The organism is Streptomyces sp. NPDC048383, assembly GCF_040651775.1.
GTDB lineage: Bacteria > Actinomycetota > Actinomycetes > Streptomycetales > Streptomycetaceae > Streptomyces.
The window spans coordinates 77,729-93,879 of the sequence record NZ_JBEZKS010000006.1 but is presented as its reverse complement, the minus strand read 5'-3'; the positions used below and the strand labels follow the sequence as shown (position 1 = coordinate 93,879).

Annotated in this window: 12 protein-coding genes; 7 read left to right on the top strand and 5 right to left on the bottom strand. The window is 73.5% G+C overall.

Annotation, left to right across the window (positions count from 1 at the left end; genetic code table 11):
* Positions 1 to 636, bottom strand: coding sequence for a bifunctional 4-hydroxy-2-oxoglutarate aldolase/2-dehydro-3-deoxy-phosphogluconate aldolase (locus AB0D46_RS07030; RefSeq protein ID WP_362876241.1), 636 nt, complete (start codon positions 634 to 636; stop codon positions 1 to 3).
* Between the two features lie 88 nt (positions 637 to 724).
* On the opposite strand from AB0D46_RS07030, the gene AB0D46_RS07025 reads away from it, so the two are divergent.
* From AB0D46_RS07025 to AB0D46_RS07015, 3 genes are all read left to right on the top strand, one after another.
* Positions 725 to 1,564, top strand: a complete 840-nt coding sequence (locus AB0D46_RS07025) for an IclR family transcriptional regulator (RefSeq protein ID WP_362876240.1) — start codon at positions 725 to 727, stop codon at positions 1,562 to 1,564.
* A gap of 161 nt (positions 1,565 to 1,725) precedes the next feature.
* Complete coding sequence (locus AB0D46_RS07020; RefSeq protein ID WP_362876239.1) at positions 1,726 to 3,402, top strand: sigma-70 family RNA polymerase sigma factor; 1,677 nt, start codon at positions 1,726 to 1,728, stop codon at positions 3,400 to 3,402.
* 178 nt (positions 3,403 to 3,580) lie between these two features.
* Entirely contained in the window at positions 3,581 to 6,073 is a 2,493-nt protein-coding gene (locus AB0D46_RS07015; protein WP_362876238.1) for a Helicase associated domain protein, read from the top strand.
* Positions 6,074 to 6,094: 21 nt separating this feature from the next.
* Here the strand turns inward: AB0D46_RS07015 and AB0D46_RS07010 are convergent, their stop codons facing one another.
* A complete protein-coding gene (locus AB0D46_RS07010; protein WP_362876237.1) occupies positions 6,095 to 7,486 on the bottom strand; it encodes a glutamate decarboxylase in 1,392 nt (463 codons plus the stop codon).
* A gap of 276 nt (positions 7,487 to 7,762) precedes the next feature.
* Between AB0D46_RS07010 and AB0D46_RS07005 the strand changes: the two genes are divergently transcribed.
* Positions 7,763 to 8,152 carry a tyrosinase cofactor gene (locus tag AB0D46_RS07005; RefSeq protein ID WP_362876236.1) on the top strand — a complete coding sequence of 130 codons (390 nt, stop codon included), beginning with the start codon at positions 7,763 to 7,765 and terminating at the stop codon, positions 8,150 to 8,152.
* Positions 8,149 to 8,997, top strand: coding sequence for a tyrosinase family protein (locus AB0D46_RS07000; RefSeq protein WP_362876235.1), 849 nt, complete (start codon positions 8,149 to 8,151; stop codon positions 8,995 to 8,997). Before AB0D46_RS07005 ends, AB0D46_RS07000 begins: the two co-directional genes overlap by 4 nt.
* Here AB0D46_RS07000 and AB0D46_RS06995 read toward each other — a convergent pair.
* The gene (locus AB0D46_RS06995; RefSeq protein WP_362876234.1) at positions 8,952 to 9,656 is read right to left on the bottom strand and encodes a response regulator; all 705 of its coding nucleotides are present in this window, start codon (positions 9,654 to 9,656) and stop codon (positions 8,952 to 8,954) included. The genes AB0D46_RS07000 and AB0D46_RS06995 overlap by 46 nt on opposite strands.
* Entirely contained in the window at positions 9,653 to 11,425 is a 1,773-nt protein-coding gene (locus tag AB0D46_RS06990; RefSeq protein WP_362876233.1) for a sensor histidine kinase, read from the bottom strand. Before AB0D46_RS06990 ends, AB0D46_RS06995 begins: the two co-directional genes overlap by 4 nt.
* A 104-nt stretch (positions 11,426 to 11,529) precedes the next feature.
* On the opposite strand from AB0D46_RS06990, the gene AB0D46_RS06985 reads away from it, so the two are divergent.
* Together AB0D46_RS06985 and AB0D46_RS06980 are read left to right on the top strand one after the other, a co-directional pair.
* Positions 11,530 to 12,957 carry a cation:dicarboxylase symporter family transporter gene (locus tag AB0D46_RS06985; RefSeq protein ID WP_362876232.1) on the top strand — a complete coding sequence of 476 codons (1,428 nt, stop codon included), beginning with the start codon at positions 11,530 to 11,532 and terminating at the stop codon, positions 12,955 to 12,957.
* 291 nt (positions 12,958 to 13,248) lie between these two features.
* Positions 13,249 to 15,015: a S8 family serine peptidase gene (locus AB0D46_RS06980; RefSeq protein WP_362876314.1), complete on the top strand. Its 1,767-nt coding sequence runs from the start codon at positions 13,249 to 13,251 to the stop codon at positions 15,013 to 15,015.
* 210 nt (positions 15,016 to 15,225) lie between these two features.
* Here the strand turns inward: AB0D46_RS06980 and AB0D46_RS06975 are convergent, their stop codons facing one another.
* Positions 15,226 to 15,906, bottom strand: a complete 681-nt coding sequence (locus AB0D46_RS06975) for a (2Fe-2S)-binding protein (RefSeq protein WP_362876231.1) — start codon at positions 15,904 to 15,906, stop codon at positions 15,226 to 15,228.
* Positions 15,907 to 16,151: the final 245 nt, after the last annotated feature.

Below are 16,151 nucleotides of genomic sequence, written 5' to 3'. Positions count from 1 at the left end.
TCAGCGCTCCGGGGCGCAGTCGGCGCAGCACGGTCCGGCGAGTTCCGCGAAGACGGCGGCCAGTTCGGCCGGGTCGTCGGGCAGGCCGTTGCCGATGCCGACGGCGCTCGCTCCGGCGGCGAGCCACTCCCGGACCTCGCCGGGCCGGATGCCCCCGGTCGGCACGAGGAGCGCGTCGGGGAGGACGGCCTTGAGGGAGCGGATGAACCCGGGGCCGCCCACGTGCGCCGGGAAGACCTTGGCCGCTCCCGCGTGGCGGGCGGCGGCGGCGATCTCGCCGGGGGTGAAGCCGCCTTCGATGAACACGGCGTCGTGCCGCGCGGCGAACTCGCGCACCTCGGGCGCCGGGTAGGGGGAGATCACGAAGCCGGCGCCGGCGGCGAGGGCCTCCCGCGCCTGGGCCGCGCTGGTGACGGTACCGACGCCGATGAGGGCGGGGCGGCCGTGCGCGTCGGTGAGCGGGGCGGTGCGGGCTACGGCAGTCGCCCAGCCGGGGGTGGAGGTGGTGAGCTCGACGGCGCGGCAGCCCGCCGCGAGCAGGGCGCCGGTGCGCCGGACGGCCTCGTCCGGGCCCGGGTCGCGCAACACCGGTAGCAGGCGCTGAGCGGCCAGCACCGCGTACGGATGACAGGACATCGGACCCCCCGATTTGTTCCACGTAGCGGAACTGCATATCGTGTAATGGAACTCAGTGGTCCAGACCTTACACACCCAGGGAGCCCGCGTGTCAACGGAGCGAGCACGGTCGGCGGACCCGGCGCACGACAACGGCCCGGCCGGTCCGGGCGAACCGGCCGGCCCCTCCCCCCGCGCCGGCGGCCGAACGTCGGCGGCCGGGTCGGCGCTGGAGAAGTCGCTGCGGATCCTGGAGGCCGTGGCCGCGCCCGGCGGCCCGCACCGGCTGACGGACGTCATGACGGCGGCGGCGGTCCCCAAGTCGAGCACCTTCCGCATCCTGGCGGCCCTGGTCGACCAGGGCTTCGTACGCTCCGACGGCGAGGGCCGCTACGGGGTGGGCCCGCGACTGCGCGGGCTGTCCGCCGCGGTCGGCGGCGGCGAGCCGGCGAGCGTCCAGCAGATCCTGGACGACCTGCGGCAGGCCACGGGTCAGACGGTGCACCTGGCCCTGCACAGCGGCGAGACCATCACCTACATCCACAAGCTGGAGAGCGGCCAGCCGTTCCGCACCGCCTCCCGGATCGGCATGCGGGTGCCGCTGCACACCACGGCCATCGGCAAGGCCGTCCTCGCCCACCTCCCCCCGAGGGAGCGACGGGAACTCCTCGACGCCACCGGACTGCCCGCGCGCACGCCGCGTACGTTGACCACCGCGAAGGCCATGGCGGCCGAGCTGGAGGCGGTGCGGGAGCGCGGGTTCGCCGTGGACGACGAGGAGAACGAGCCGACGATCCGGTGCGTCGGCGCCGCCGTCCTCGGCGCCGACGGGCGCCCGGTCGGCGGAGTGTCGGTGACCACCGTCACCTTCCTGGTCTCCCGCGAGGAGATCGAGGCGTACGCACCGGCCCTGCGCACCGCCGCGCGGGCACTGACCCCCCTGTTGTGACCCCTTGTCGTGATCGTCCGTCGTGACCGGCCCGGGCCGGCCGCCGGGCCCCGGTGAAGTGGCGCCGGAAACTTCTTCCGGATAAGTGTTATCGGGGCCCCTCTCGACGGTCTCCACGTTATTGGGCATCATCGACCGCCGGTACGGACAGGGACTTTCACATGAGCACACAGCACACGGCAGCACTGGTGGCAGCGGCCCGCGCGGGCGATCCCCGCGCGCAGGACGAGCTCGTCAGCGCCCACCTGCCGCTCGTCTACAACATCGTCGGCCGGGCCCTGAACGGGTCCTGCGACGTGGACGACGTCGTGCAGGACACCATGCTGCGGGCGCTCGACGGACTGGGCGGACTGCGGTCGGACGAGAGCTTCCGCTCCTGGCTGGTCGCGATCACGATGAACCGGATCCGGGCGCACTGGCAGGCCCGCGACAACGGGGCCGGCGCGAGCGGACTGGAGGAGGCCGGTGACGTCGCCGACCCGGGCGCCGACTTCGCCGACCTGACCGTCGTACGGCTCCACCTGTCGGGTCAGCGCCGCGAGACCGCCCGGGCCACGCGCTGGTTGGAGCCCGACGACCGGGCGCTGCTGTCCCTGTGGTGGCTGGAGTGCGCCGGGGAGGTGACCCGGGCCGACGTCGCCTCGGCACTGGAGCTGACCCCGCAGCACACCGCTGTGCGGGTGCAGCGGATGAAGGCGCAACTGGAGGCCGCCCGGGTCGTGGAGCGGGCCCTGGACGCGCAGCCCCCGTGCGACGGGTTGCGCGCGATGACGGCCGGTTGGGACGGGCGGCCCTCGGCGCTGTGGCGCAAGCGAGTAGCCCGGCACGCCCGCGAGTGCCTGCGGTGCTCGGGGCTGTGGAACGGACTGGTGCCCGCGGAGGGGTTGCTGGCCGGGCTGGCCCTGGTGCCCGTCACGGCGGCGCTGCTGGCGGGCGCGCGGTCGGCGGTCGCGGCCGGCTGGACCCCGGTCGCGGCGGCCTCGTTCGCCGACGCGGCGACGCAGCTGACCCCGGTGGTGTCGGGGCCGGGTCGCGCCGCGCGGCGCAAGGCCGGCGAGGTCGGCGACGGTGACGCGGCGAGCGGCCGCGGGGCGCTGCGCAAGCGGCGCCAGAACCGACGCCGGGCGATCGGCGGCGCGGTCGTCGCCGCCTGCGTGGCGGGCGGCGGGCTGGTCTACCTGGGCTCGCTCCCCCGTGCGGGGGACACCGAGGCGACCGGAGCGGCACCGGCCTCCCCGCTGGCGGCCCTGTCGGCGCCCGACAGCGCGACCCCGCTGCCCTCCGCGTCGGCCTCCGCTTCCCCTTCCGCGTCGACCTCCCCCTCCCCGTCGGTCTCCGCTTCGCGGTCCGCGTCGCCGTCGCCGTCCGTCGTCAAGTCCTCCTCGGCGGCGCCCTCGCCGACCCGGAGCGACCCGCCGACCACGAAGGCCGCCGCCCCGGCTCCGGCACCCGCCCCGCAGGGGGTCGTCGGCCAGGTCCTGGCCCTGGTCAACTCCGAGCGGGCCGCGGCCGGCTGCGGCCCGCTCAAGGACGACGCGCAGCTGCGCTCGGCCGCCCAGGCGCACTCGGCGGACATGGCCCGGCGCGACTTCTTCGACCACACCAACCCCGACGGGGCCGACCCGGGGGCCCGGACGACGGCGTCCGGTTACCGCTGGTCGACGTACGGCGAGAACATCGCCAAGGGGCAGCAGACCGCGCAGGCGGTGATGGACTCGTGGATGAAGAGCCCGGGGCACCGCGCGAACATCCTCAACTGCTCCTTCAAGGACCTCGGCGTGGGCATGCAGCCGGGCGCCGGCGGCCCGTGGTGGACGCAGAACTTCGGTGCCCGCTAGTGCTGTGACCGCCGGGCAGCCGCGGGGCCACGTCTAGTCCGTCCCGGGACGCCCCGAGGCCGCCCCGACCCCGTCGCTCCCCCCGCCCACCCGCGCTCCCTCACCCCCTTGACTCAGAATCCGGGCAAGATAGGGCCTGGAGCCGAAGGGGCAGATGAGAGCGGGCGGGGTGAGAGCGGTGGCGAGGCGGGAACTGCGACCCCACCAGCGCGAAGCCGTCGACGCCGTGGTCCGCGCGCTTCAGCTGCCCGCGGACGGCCGGGTGCCTGCACGGGGCCTGCGGACCCAGGTGATCATGGCCACCGGGTCCGGCAAGTCCCTCGTCGCGGTGCGCTCCGCCGAGGAGTTGCGGGCGTCCCGGGTGCTCGTCCTGGTGCCCTCCCTGGACCTGTTGGTGCAGACCGTGACCGCCTGGCGCGAGGGCGGCCGGACCGGCCGGGCCTTCGCCGTGTGCTCGCTGCGCGGCGAGGACGTGGGCCTGCCCACGACCACCGAACCGGCCGAGCTGGCCCGGTGGGCCAGCGGGCCGGCGCAGCGGGTGACCGTGTTCGCCACGTACGCCTCGCTGGGCCTGGGCACCATCGAGCGGGCGCACCGGGCGGCCCTGCCGTCCTGGGACCTGATCGTGGTCGACGAGGCCCACCGGACGTCCGGACGGATCGGCAAGCCCTGGGCGGTGGTGCACGACAACACCCGGATCGCGTCCGTCCGGCGGCTGTACATGACGGCGACACCCCGGGTGTGGCGCGACGGCGAGCACGCCGAGGATCACGAGGACGCCGAGGACGCCGAGGACGGCGGTCCCACCGAGCACACCGAGCCTACCGAGCAGCCGCTCGGCGGTGCGGGCCCGCGCGGCGGGGGGACCCTCGTCGCGTCGATGGAGGACGACCCGCTGGGCCCGTTCGGCGCGCGCTGCCACACCCTGTCGCTGTCGGAGGCCATCGACCGGGGGATCTGCGCCCCGTACCGCGTCGTGTGCGTGGACGTCTCGGACCCGGGGTTCCGTTCCGCGATGCTGCTGGGTCCGGACGGCCGCTCGGACGAGGTGCGCGGGATGCGTTTGGCGGCGCTGCAGGCGGCGCTGGTCAAAGCGGCGGCCGCCCAGGGGTTCCGGCGGACGCTGGTCTTCCACCACCTGACGAAGGAGGCCGAGGCGTTCGCGGCGGGGCTGCCCGCGGTCGCGGCACGGATGCGGGCGACGAGCCGGTCCCCGCTGCCCGTGTACCCGCGGACGGTGTGGGCGGACTGGCTGAGCGGGCAGCACGCGGTGGGGCACCGCCGACGGGTGCTGGAGGCGTTCGCCGACGACCGGATCGCCGACAAGGCCTTCCTCGGGAGCGTCCGGGTGCTGGGTGAGGGGGTGGACACCAAGGAGTGCGACTCCGTCTTCTGGGCCGACGTGCGCGGCTCGATGCCGGACCTGGTGCAGGCCGTCGGCCGGGCGCTGCGGATCCGGCCGGGCGAAGGGAAGGTCGCCTCGCTGGTGGTGCCGGTGCTGCTCGGTCCCGGGGAGAGCCCCGACTCGATGCTGACCTCCCGCGCCTACGGTGACCTCGCCCGGCTGCTGGAGGCGTTGCGGGCGCACGACTCCCGGCTCGTGGAGGCGCTGGCCCAACCGCAGGCGCCCAGCCGGACGCCCGCGCCCGCGGGGACGGCGGGGCCGGGCGCCGGTCCGGGGCCCGGAGCCGCGGCCCTGTTGAGCTTCTCCACGCCGCACGACCCGGCGCTGCTGGCGGCGTTCATCCGGCTGCGCGTGCTGAACCCGGAGCACACGCGGTGGCGGCGGGGCGCGGAGGCGGCGCGGGTCTACGCCGCCGCGGCCGGGAACCTGAAGGTGCCGTTCGCGTACAAGGTCCCGGCGGCCGAGGGGCTACCGGCTGCCCTGGCCGGGTTCCCGCTGGGCCAGTGGATCGCCGACGCGCGGCGCACGTACCGCAGGGGCGCGCTCGGGCGGGACCGGACGTTGGAACTCGACGAACTCGGCATGGTGTGGAACCACTTCGACGTGGCCTTCGAGGAGGGGCTCGCGGCGGCCCGGGCCTGGGCGGCCGACCACGGTCACCTGCTGCCGCCCGTGGAGGCGACCTGGCGGGGGGTGCCCGTCGGGGTGTGGGTCAAGAACAACCGGGCCGCCGCCCGCCGGGAGGGGCCCGGGGCGCTGGCGCGGGAGCGGCGGGAGGCCCTGGAGGAGATCGACCCGTCCTGGTGTCCGGCGTGGGACATCGGCTGGCAGCGGGCCTTCGTGTTGACCCGGGCCCATCTGGACGCGGGCGGTGCGATGCCCCTGGAGCCCGGCCGCGTGGTGGTCCAGGGCGACGACCTGGGCCAGTGGGTACGGGCCCAGCGGCTGGGCTGGGACCGGCTGGTGTGGGCGCAGCGGTGGCTGCTGGAGCACACGCTGGGCCTGACCCCCGCGGCCGCGGCGGAACGCCCCCCGCCGCGCCGCAGCCACGCGGCGGCCTGGGCCGAGCACCTGGAGGCGGCCCGGCGGTTCCACGCCCGAGAAGGGCACCTGCGGGTGCCCCGTGCGCACGTGGAGCCGGTCGGCGACCGCGAGGTGCGGCTCGGCGCGTGGATCGCGAACCAGCGCGCCCGGGCCGGGACCCTCACCCCGGACCGGACGGCCGCCCTGACCGCCCTCGGCATGCGCTGGTCGGCGTCCCCCTGATCGGGCCCGGCCGGCCGCGCCTCAGTGGTGGAAGCCGGACCGGGGTTCGGTCGTGGGCACCGGCTGCGGGTGGGCGCCGAGGTGTTCCACGGCCCGGCGCAGGTCGGCGACCAGCAGGGCGATCTGGTCGCGGGTCACCCCGTGCCGGATCAGGACGCGTTGGATGACGGTGTCCTGGCGATCGGCGGGCAGCGGGTACGAGGGCACCTGCCAGCCGCGCATCCGCAGCCGGTCGGAGAGGTCGTAGAGGGTGAACCCGGCGCCCGCCGGGTCGGTGAGGGTGTAGGAGACGGCGGGCAGGGCGCCGTCCCCGTCGTAGAGCAGGGTGAAGGCGCCCATGTCGGCGATCTGCCCGGCGAGGTAGCGGGCGGTGTCGGCGCAGGCCTGCTGAACGCGTCGGTAGCCTTCGCGGCCCAGGCGCAGGAACAGGTAGTACTGGGCGATGACCTCGCCGCCGGGTCGGGAGAAGTTGAGGGCGAAGGTCGGCATGTCGCCGCCGAGGTAGTCCACGTCGAAGACGAGGTCGGCGGGCAGCAGGTCGGCGGTGCGCCACACGATCCAGCCGACACCGAGCGGGGCGAGGCCGTACTTGTGGCCGGAGGTGTTGATGGAGGCCACGCGCGGCAGCCGGAAGTCCCACACCACGTCGGGGTGGAGGAAGGGGGCGACGAAGCCGCCGCTGGCGCCGTCCACGTGGATCGGGACGTCCCAGCCGTACTCGGCCTGGATCCGGTCGAGTTCGGCGGAGAGTGCGGCGACGGGCTCGTAGTCGCAGGTGTAGGTGACGCCGAGGATGGCGACGACCCCGATGGTGTTCTCGTCGACGTGCGCGGCGAGCTGGTGCGGGACCAGGCCGGTGGCTCCGGGCTCCAACGGGATTTGACGGAGTTCGACGTCGAAGTACCGGCCGAACTTCTCCCAGCAGATTTGTACGGGCCCGCACACCAGGTTGGGGCGGTCCGCTGGCTTGCCCTCCGCGCGGCGCCGGGCCCGCCAGCGCCACTTGAGGGCGAGGCCGCCGAGCATGGCCGCCTCGCTGGAGCCGGTGGTGGAGCAGCCGGTGCCCGCGGTGCCGGCGGGGGCGTTCCACAGGTCGGCCAGGATGTTGACGCAGCGGGCCTCGATCTCGGCCGTCTGGGGGTACTCGTCCTTGTCGATCATGTTCTTGTCGAGGCACTCGTTCATCAGGCGGTGCACGCCGTCGTCCGACCAGGTGGTGCAGAAGGTCGCCAGGTTCTGTGCGGCGTTGCCGTCGAGGAGCAGCTCGTCGTGGAGGAGGGAGTAGACCACCTCGGAGGGCGAGGGTTCGTCGGGCATGCGGAACTTGGGAAGGATCTGGCCGCTCAGGACGGACGCGAACACGTCCACGTCGGCGTCCCGGGATTGCGCGTCCTTCGTCTCATGAAGAGCCATATCCGGACTATACGTCCGATACCACAACGAACCCGACTCCCTCTACGCGGGTGCGCGTCGTCGCTTCCGGCCGACTCTGCGGTGTGATCCCCTCCATAGGAACCCGACTTCGCCGCAAAAATTACCGCTCAGTAGCATTCGTTCAGCAGATCTTCCCGTCCGAGCCGCCGGGGTCGATCAATACGGGAAGATCGGTGCAATCGTTTTATACGAAACTTATCGAGCGATGTCCGGATAGCGGTCAACTGCCCCCGCCGCCCTGATAGTTCTTCGGCCATGAACAAGATCACCCGTCGGCAGGCCTTGGGCACCACTGCCGGCGCACTCACCGCCCTCGGCCTCGCGGGCGCCACCGCGCACGCCGCCGCCACCGACTCCCGCGCCGCCACCCCCGCCGGCACGGTCGACGAGGTGTACAAGGGCCGACGCATCCGGATAACCCCCGGTCAGGGCGGCCATCACGGCGGCCACCACTCCCCCGGCATGCCGACCGTCCTCATAGACGGCCGCGAGCTGCACGTCATGCGCAACGCCGACGGCACCTGGATCAGCGTGGTCAACCACTACGAGACCTTCGCCGATCCGACCACGCTCGCCCGCGCCGCCGTGCGCGAGCTCCAGGGCGCCGTCCTCGCGCCGTTCGCACCGATGGGAGGCACGGCATGATCGTCCGCAAGAACCAGGCCACGCTGACCACCGAAGAGAAGCGCGCCTTCACCAACGCGCTGCTCGAACTCAAGCGCACCGGCCGCTACGACCGCTTCGTGACCACCCACAACGGGTTCATCATGAGCGACACCGACTCGGGCGACCGGGTGGGCCACCGCTCCCCCTCCTTCCTGCCCTGGCACCGCCGCTTCCTCCTGGAGTTCGAGGCGGCTCTTCAGGCGGTGGACGCGAGCGTGGCGATCCCGTACTGGGACTGGAGCGTCGACCGCACCACCCGTTCCTCCCTCTGGGCCGCCGACTTCCTCGGCGGGACCGGCCGGGCCCGCGACGGACAGGTCCTCGACGGACCGTTCGCGTACGCGACCGGCAAGTGGGACGTGAACGTCCGCGTGGACGGGCGCAACTACCTGCGCCGGGCCCTGGGCAGCGGTGTGGCCGAACTGCCCTCCAAGGCCGAAGTCGACGCCGTGCTGGCCATGCCCGTCTACGACATGGCTCCCTGGAACAGCTCCTCGAACGGTTTCCGCAACAACCTGGAGGGCTGGCGCGGCGCCAACCTGCACAACCGGGTGCACGTGTGGGTCGGCGGCCAGATGGCCACCGGCGTCTCCCCCAACGACCCCGTCTTCTGGATGCACCACGCCTTCATCGACAAGCTGTGGGCCGACTGGCAGACCCGCCACCCGCAGTCCACGTACCTCCCGGCCGCGGGCACGCCGAACGTGGTGGACCTGCGCGACACCATGCGGCCGTGGAACGACGTGACCCCGGCCGACATGCTGGACCACCGGAAGTTCTACACGTTCGACACCGAGCCCGTCGCGGCCGGCCGCCAGCGGTAGTGCAGTTCGGGGCGGCCGACCTGGCCGTACCGGGGGGCCCGGTCCGCGCGACCGGTGTCCACCAGGTGCTCCAGGTAGCGCCGGGCGGTGATCCGGGACGTCCCGGCCACCTCGGCCGCCCCGGCGGCGGTGAGCCCCTCGGGCGCCGCCCGCAGCAGCGCCGCGACCCGGTCCAGGGTCGGGGCGCTGAGGCCCTTGGGCAACTCCGCCGGACCGGGCGCGCGCAGTGCGGCGAGCGCCCGGTCCACGTCGTCCTGTCCGGCCGCCTCGCCCGCCGCCGCGCGGAACTCCGCGTAGCGCAGCAGTCGTTCGCGCAGGGTCGGGAAGGCGAAGGGCTTCAGTACGTACTGCACGATGCCGAGGGACACGCTCTCGCGGACCACGGCGAGGTCCCGCGCCGAGGTCACCGCGATCACGTCGGCCGGGTGGCCGGAGGCGCGCAGTCCGCGCGCGAAACGCAGCCCGTTGCCGTCCGGCAGGGTCAGGTCGAGGAGCAGCAGGTCGATCCGGCCGCGCTCCAGGGCCCGGGTGGCGTCGGCGAGGGTGTGCACGACTGCGGCGACGGTGAAGCCGGGCACCCGGCCGACGTAGAGGGCGTGCGCGTCGGCCGCCACCGGATCGTCCTCGACGACGAGGACCCGCACCTGCGGGGCGCTCACGCCGTCCCCTCCCCACCGCGCCGCTGACCGGGTATCCGAACGGTCGGAGCGCCGGGGGCCCGCCGGTCCGGGTCGGGATCCGGCCCCCGGGCGCCGGCCGGCTTCCGATCCCGTACGGGATCCACGCCGCCCGTTTCCGGTTCCGGCTCCGCTTCCGGTTCCGGCTCCGCTTCCAGTTCCGGTTCCGCCGCCGGGGGCAGCCGTACGGTGAACTCCGCTCCGTACCCGGAGCTGCCCGACGCGGCGTCCGCGGCGCCCCCGTGCCGGTGCGCCACCTGCCGGACCAGCGCGAGGCCCAGCCCGCGCCCCTCACCCTTGCCGGACCAGCCGCGCCGGAACACGTCCACCCCCTCGGGCAGGCCCGGACCGTTGTCGGCGACCCGCAGGAGCAGTCCGCCCGCTTCCCGGCGCACGGTGACGGCGATCCGCCCTCCCGGGACTCCGGTGAGGGCGTCGACGGCGTTGTCGATCAGGTTGCCGAGCACCGTGACGAGGTCCCGGGCGGCCGGGATCCCGGGCGCCCCGTCGACGGCCCCGCTGTCCGGGGTGACGACCAGCTCGATGCCGCGCTCGTGCGCCTGCGCAGCCTTGCCCAGGAGCAGGGCCACCAGGACCGGTTCGCCCACGGCGGTGATCACCTCGTCGGTCAGGGCCTGGGCCAGCTCCAGTTCGGCGGTGGCGAAGTCAACCGCCTCCTCGCTGCGGCCCAGTTCGATCAGGGAGACCACGGTGTGCAGCCGGTTGGCCGCCTCGTGCGCCTGGGCGCGCAGGGCCTGCGTGAAACCGCGCTCGTGATCCAACTCGCCGGTCAGCGCCTGGAGTTCGGTGTGGTCGCGCAGGGTCACCACCGTACCCCGGCGGCCACCGCCGGCGACCGGGGAGCTGTTGACGACGAGCACGCGTTGCGCGCTCAGGTGCACCTCGTCGACCCGGGGCCGGTCGGAGAGCAGGGCGCCCGTCAGCGGGGCGGGCAGCCCCAGTTCGGCGGGCCCCGTACCGGTGACCTCGCCGTTCAGGCCCAGGAGTTCGCGGCCCGCGTCGTTGATGAGGGTGATCCTGCGTTGCCCGTCGAGCATCAGCAACCCCTCCCGAACCCCGTGCAGGGCCGCCTGGTGGTAGTCGTACATCCGGCTCAGTTCGGCCGCGTTCATGCCGTGGGTGTGCCGGCGCAGCCGGGCGTTCACGACGTACGTACCCACGGCCCCCAACGCCAGCGCCCCGGCCGCCACCCCGGCCAGGGCGGCGAGCTGCGCCGCCAGCCGGTCGCTGACCGCGCGGACGGTGATGCCCGCGCTGACCAGTCCGACGATCCGGCCGTCCCGGTCCGTCAACGGGGTGACCACGCGGATCGAGGGGCCGAGGGTGCCCGTGTAGGTCTCGCTGAAGGTTTCGCCGCGCAGCGCGGGGGCGGTGTTGCCGAGGAAGGGCTCGCCGATGCGGCGCGGGTCGGGGTGGGTCCAGCGCCTGCCGTCCGGGGCCATGATCGTCACGAAGTCCACGCCCGAGTCGGCCCGCACCCGCTCCGCGTAGGGCTGCAGGGCGGCCGAGGGGTCGGTCCCGCGGGCGGCGACGGCGTCCTGGACGGACGGCGAGTCGGCGACGGCCCGGGCCACGGCCCCGGCCTGCCGCCGGGCGGCGTCCTCGGCCTGGCCGCGGGCGGCCGCGTGGGCGAAGACCGCGCAGCCGGCGACGACGACGGCGACCAGCAGGACCTGCATCGCGAACAGCTGGCCGGCGAGGCTACGGGGCGGGCGGGGAAAGCGGAACATGGCGCTCAGTGTGCACCCGGCCGTGAACTCAATGAACGCAAGGGTGACCGGGGTCACATGCTGGGCGATGGTCTCCCGGAACGCACTCACCACCAGGAGGCGACGTGGCCGCCAGACGCGACAAGACGCACTACCTCTACATCGCGGTGATCGCCGCGGTGCTCCTCGGCATCGCCGTCGGCTTCGCCGCGCCCGGCGTGGCCGTGGAGCTCAAGCCACTGGGCACCGGCTTCGTGAACCTCATCAAGATGATGATCTCGCCCGTGATCTTCTGCACGATCGTGCTGGGCATCGGATCGGTGCGCAAGGCCGCCAAGGTGGGGGCGGTGGGCGGCCTCGCCCTCGGCTACTTCATGGTCATGTCCACGGTGGCACTGGCCATCGGGCTGCTCGTGGGCAACCTGCTGGAGCCGGGCAGCGGCCTGCACCTGACCGAGGCGGTGCGCAGCGCCGGCGAGGCCCAGGCCGAGGCGGGCGGGGCGGAGAGCACCCCGGACTTCCTGCTCGGGATCATCCCGACCACCCTGGTCTCGGCCTTCACCGGGGGCGAGGTGCTCCAGACGCTGCTGGTGGCGCTGCTCTGCGGGTTCGCCCTACAGGCCATGGGTACGGCCGGCGAACCGCTGCTGCGCGGCATCGGGCACGTACAGAAGCTGGTCTTCCGCATCCTCGCGATGATCATGTGGGTGGCCCCGGTGGGCGCCTTCGGCGCGATCGCCGCGGTGGTCGGGGCGACGGGCGTCGACGCGCTGAAGTCCCTCGCCGTGATCATGATCGGTTTCTACCTGACCTGCGCCCTGTTCGTCTTCGTCGTGCTGGGCACCCTGCTGCGGGTCTGTACGGGCATCAGCGTCTTCGCGCTCCTGCGCTACCTGGGTCGGGAGTTCCTGCTGATCCTGTCCACCTCCTCCTCGGAGTCGGCGTTGCCGCGCCTGATCGCCAAGATGGAGCACCTCGGCGTGTCCCGGCCGGTCACCGGGATCACCGTGCCGACCGGGTACTCCTTCAACCTGGACGGGACCGCGATCTACCTGACGATGTCCTCGCTGTTCGTCGCCGAGGCCATGGGCAAGCCGCTCGCGCTGGGCGAGCAGATCTCCCTGTTGCTCTTCATGATCGTGGCCTCGAAGGGAGCCGCCGGGGTCACCGGAGCGGGCCTGGCCACCCTCGCGGGCGGCCTCCAGTCGCACCGGCCGGAACTGGTCGACGGAGTGGGGCTCATCGTCGGGATCGACCGCTTCATGAGCGAGGCGCGGGCCCTGACGAACTTCGCGGGCAACGCGATCGCGACCGTCCTGATCGGGACGTGGACGAAGGAGTTCGACCGCGAGCGCGCCGGCGAGGTCCTCGCCGGCCGAACCCCCTTCGACGAGTCCACGCTCGTGGACGACGACTACGCCCCGGAGCCCGGCACGGCGCAAGCCCCCCTGCCCGCACCGGCGTCCGACCACCCGGGCACCCCCGGGGACGGCACCCGGACCGCATCCGCCGACGGCACCCGGGCCGGTACCAAGGACGGCGTCCCGGCGTAGCCGGCACGCCGCCGGGTAGGGATTCGTGCGGCGACGACCGGTACGTCCGGTACGAATCCCCCGAAGTCGGCCGGGCAGGGCTCGCCCCCACGGTGCCCCGCCCGGCCGACGGCTGTTTTCAGCCATCGGCCTGCCAAATCTGCTGCGGTAAAAGGTACTTCCCTACGGGGCCGCGCGTCTGACATCTTGCGTCCACCACTCGTTTCGTACGGCCCGGTAGGCGCCATCAGCGCCACCGGGTCATCGGAGGACGCATTGATACCCCACATATCCAGCCGACCTCGACGTACCCTGGCGCTGGCCACCGCACTCGGCGCGGCCCTCGTCTTCGGGGCCCCCGCCGCGTTCGCGGGCACCGACCCGGTCTCCCCCGCTCCGTCCGCCCCCGCTGCCATGGCCAAGTCCGCGGCGCCCGCTTCCCAGAGTGCGACCTGGGCTGCCGGCACCCGTTCCTACCTGGTGATCACCGCTCCCGGTGACAGCACGGCGGTGCGCAACGCCGTGACCGCCAACGGCGGCACGGTCTTCGCGAACTACGACGCCATCGGCGTCATCGTCGCCCACTCCTCCTCCGCTTCCTTCGCGGCCACCCTGCGCGGCGTGAGCGGTGTCCAGCAGGTCGGCGCCACCCGTACGTCGGACGTCCCGGCGGACGCCTACAACCCGGCCCTGCCCGCCAACCCGGCGCAGTCCAGCACCCCGGCCGGCGAGCCGGTCCGCGTCGACATGACGCAGATCAAGGCCGACCAGGCCTGGGCCGTCACCACCGGTTCCGCCACGGTCAAGGTCGGCATCCTGGACACCGGGGTGGACGACCAGCACCAGGACCTGGCGCCCAACTTCAACGCGGCCGACTCCGCGTCCTGCGCGTACGGCAAGGCCGACGCCCGCAGCGGCTCCTGGCGGGACGTGGGCACCCACGGCACCCACGTGGCCGGTACGGTCGCCGCCGCCAAGAACGGCAAGGGCGTCATCGGTGTCGCCCCGGGCGTGAAGATCTCCTCGGTGCGCATCGCGGAGCCGGGCTCCTCGCTCTTCTTCGCCGAGAACACCGTCTGCGGCTTCATGTGGGCCGGTGACCACGGCTTCAAGGTCACCAACAACAGTTACTACACCGACCCGTGGCAGTTCAACTGCCCGGACAACGCCGACCAGGCCGCGATCATCGAGGGCGTCAAGCGCGCCCAGGAGTACGCGGAGGGCAAGGGCTCGCTCCAGGTCGCGGCGGCCGGAAACAGCAACCTGGACCTGGCCAACAAGACGACCGACACCGAGAGCCCGAACGACTCGACGCCGGTCACCCGCACCATCACCAACGCCTGCCTGGACATCCCGACCGAGCTCCCGGGCGTGGTCACGGTTTCGGCGATGGGGACCACCGCGAAGGCCTCGTACTCCAACTACGGCCTGAACGTGGTCGACGTGACGGCCCCCGGCGGCGACGCCACCGGCATCTACAGCACCCTGCCGGGCGGCAAGTACGGCAGCATGAGCGGTACCTCGATGGCCTCCCCGCACGTCGCCGGTGTGGCGGCCCTGCTGGCGAGCACCAACCCGGGCATCACCCCGGCGCAGCTGCGCGACAAGCTGGCCGGCCAGGCCAACGACGTCGCCTGCCCGTCGGACAGCCGCTGCAAGGGCACCACCGCCAAGAACGGCTTCTTCGGCGAGGGCCAGGTCGACGCCCTGAAGGCGGTCGGATCCACCCCGCCGCCCGGCAAGTTCTTCGAGAACACGACCGACGTCGCCATCGGTGACAACACCACGGTCGAGAGCCCCGTCACCGTCAGCGGGGTGACCGGCAACGCGCCGGCCGCCCTCAAGGTCGGCGTGAACATCGCCCACACCTACATCGGTGACCTCAAGGTGGACCTGATCGCGCCCGACGGCTCCGTCTACACGGTCCACAACCGCGCCGGCGGCAGCACCGACAACATCAACCAGACCTACACCGTCAACGCCTCCTCCGAGGTCGCGAACGGCACCTGGAAGCTGCGCGTCAACGACAACGCCGGTGGCGACACCGGCAGGATCGACTCCTGGAACCTGACCTTCTAGCAGGTCGGGAGGCTGGGGGGCTGGTGGGGCCTCAGGTACCCACCACGTCCTCCAGCCAGTCGAGGACGACGTCGCAGTGTTGCTGCGGGGCCATCGGGGAGCAGTGCCACTGCGCCCCGGTGGCCTGCGTCGTTGTGCCCCGGTGGCGTCGCCGGGCCCCGATCGGCCCCGGACCGGGCCCGGCGGTCCGGGGCCGGCGCGCGCCCGGGTTCACCCGCGCCGGGTGCGCAGCACGCAGTCGCCGCAGAAGCCGCCGCCCGGGACCTGGTAGTAGAGGCAGCAACTGCGCCGTACGAAGGCCACGCCCAGGCCCTCCTCGTGGAGGAAGGTGCCGGCGCCGGCCAGCGCCCCGCCCTCGGCGAACAGGGCGCCGGCCAGGTCGACGGCGGGGCCGCCCTCGACCCGGTCGAGCAGGACGCGCAGGGCTCCGACGAGTCCGGAGGCGGCGTTGCCGCGCAACACCTTCGCCGAGACCCCGTACCGCTCGCGCAGCGGCCTCTCCAGCTGGTCCAGGTTACCGAGGACGGTCTCCCCCAGCGCCTCGGCGGCCCGTTCGCCCGGGTCCGGGAGCCACAGTTCCAGCGAGCCCGTCGCGGGCAGCCGCCAGCGGACCCGGTCGACGGCCAGGTCCGGTATCCGGCCCGCCAGCGCGGCGCAGCCCAGGCCTATCGACCACAACCGGGAGGCGATCCCGAACTGGGCGGTGGAGGCCGCCACCCGGTCGGGGCCGCTGCCGATCCGGCGGCCCACCTCGCCGACCCAGTGGCCGAGGTGCTCCCCGTACAGCTCGGTGAGCGGGCGGAAGCCGGGCCCGGGCGCTTCCTTGCCGTGGGGCACGGCGAAGAACGGCCCCACGGAGGCCAGTTCCCGCAGTGCGTCGTCCATGTCCATGCCCCGGATGATCTCAGGGCGGCGGACGGCTCAGCCGGCCGGGGAGCAGGCCGCGAACTCGAAGTCGGACATGTCGAGGCCGCCTTCCTTCACCAGGTGCAGGGTGTTGCCCGCCGATTTACCCTCCAGTCAGGCTGACACGCCGCGCCCGTGTGCCCGGGCGCCATTGGGCACCGGGGCCACGGCGAAAGACCTTGGTCCGCGGGCGCGCGCCGGCAGCGGGATCGGGCGGGCGGGCGCCTTCG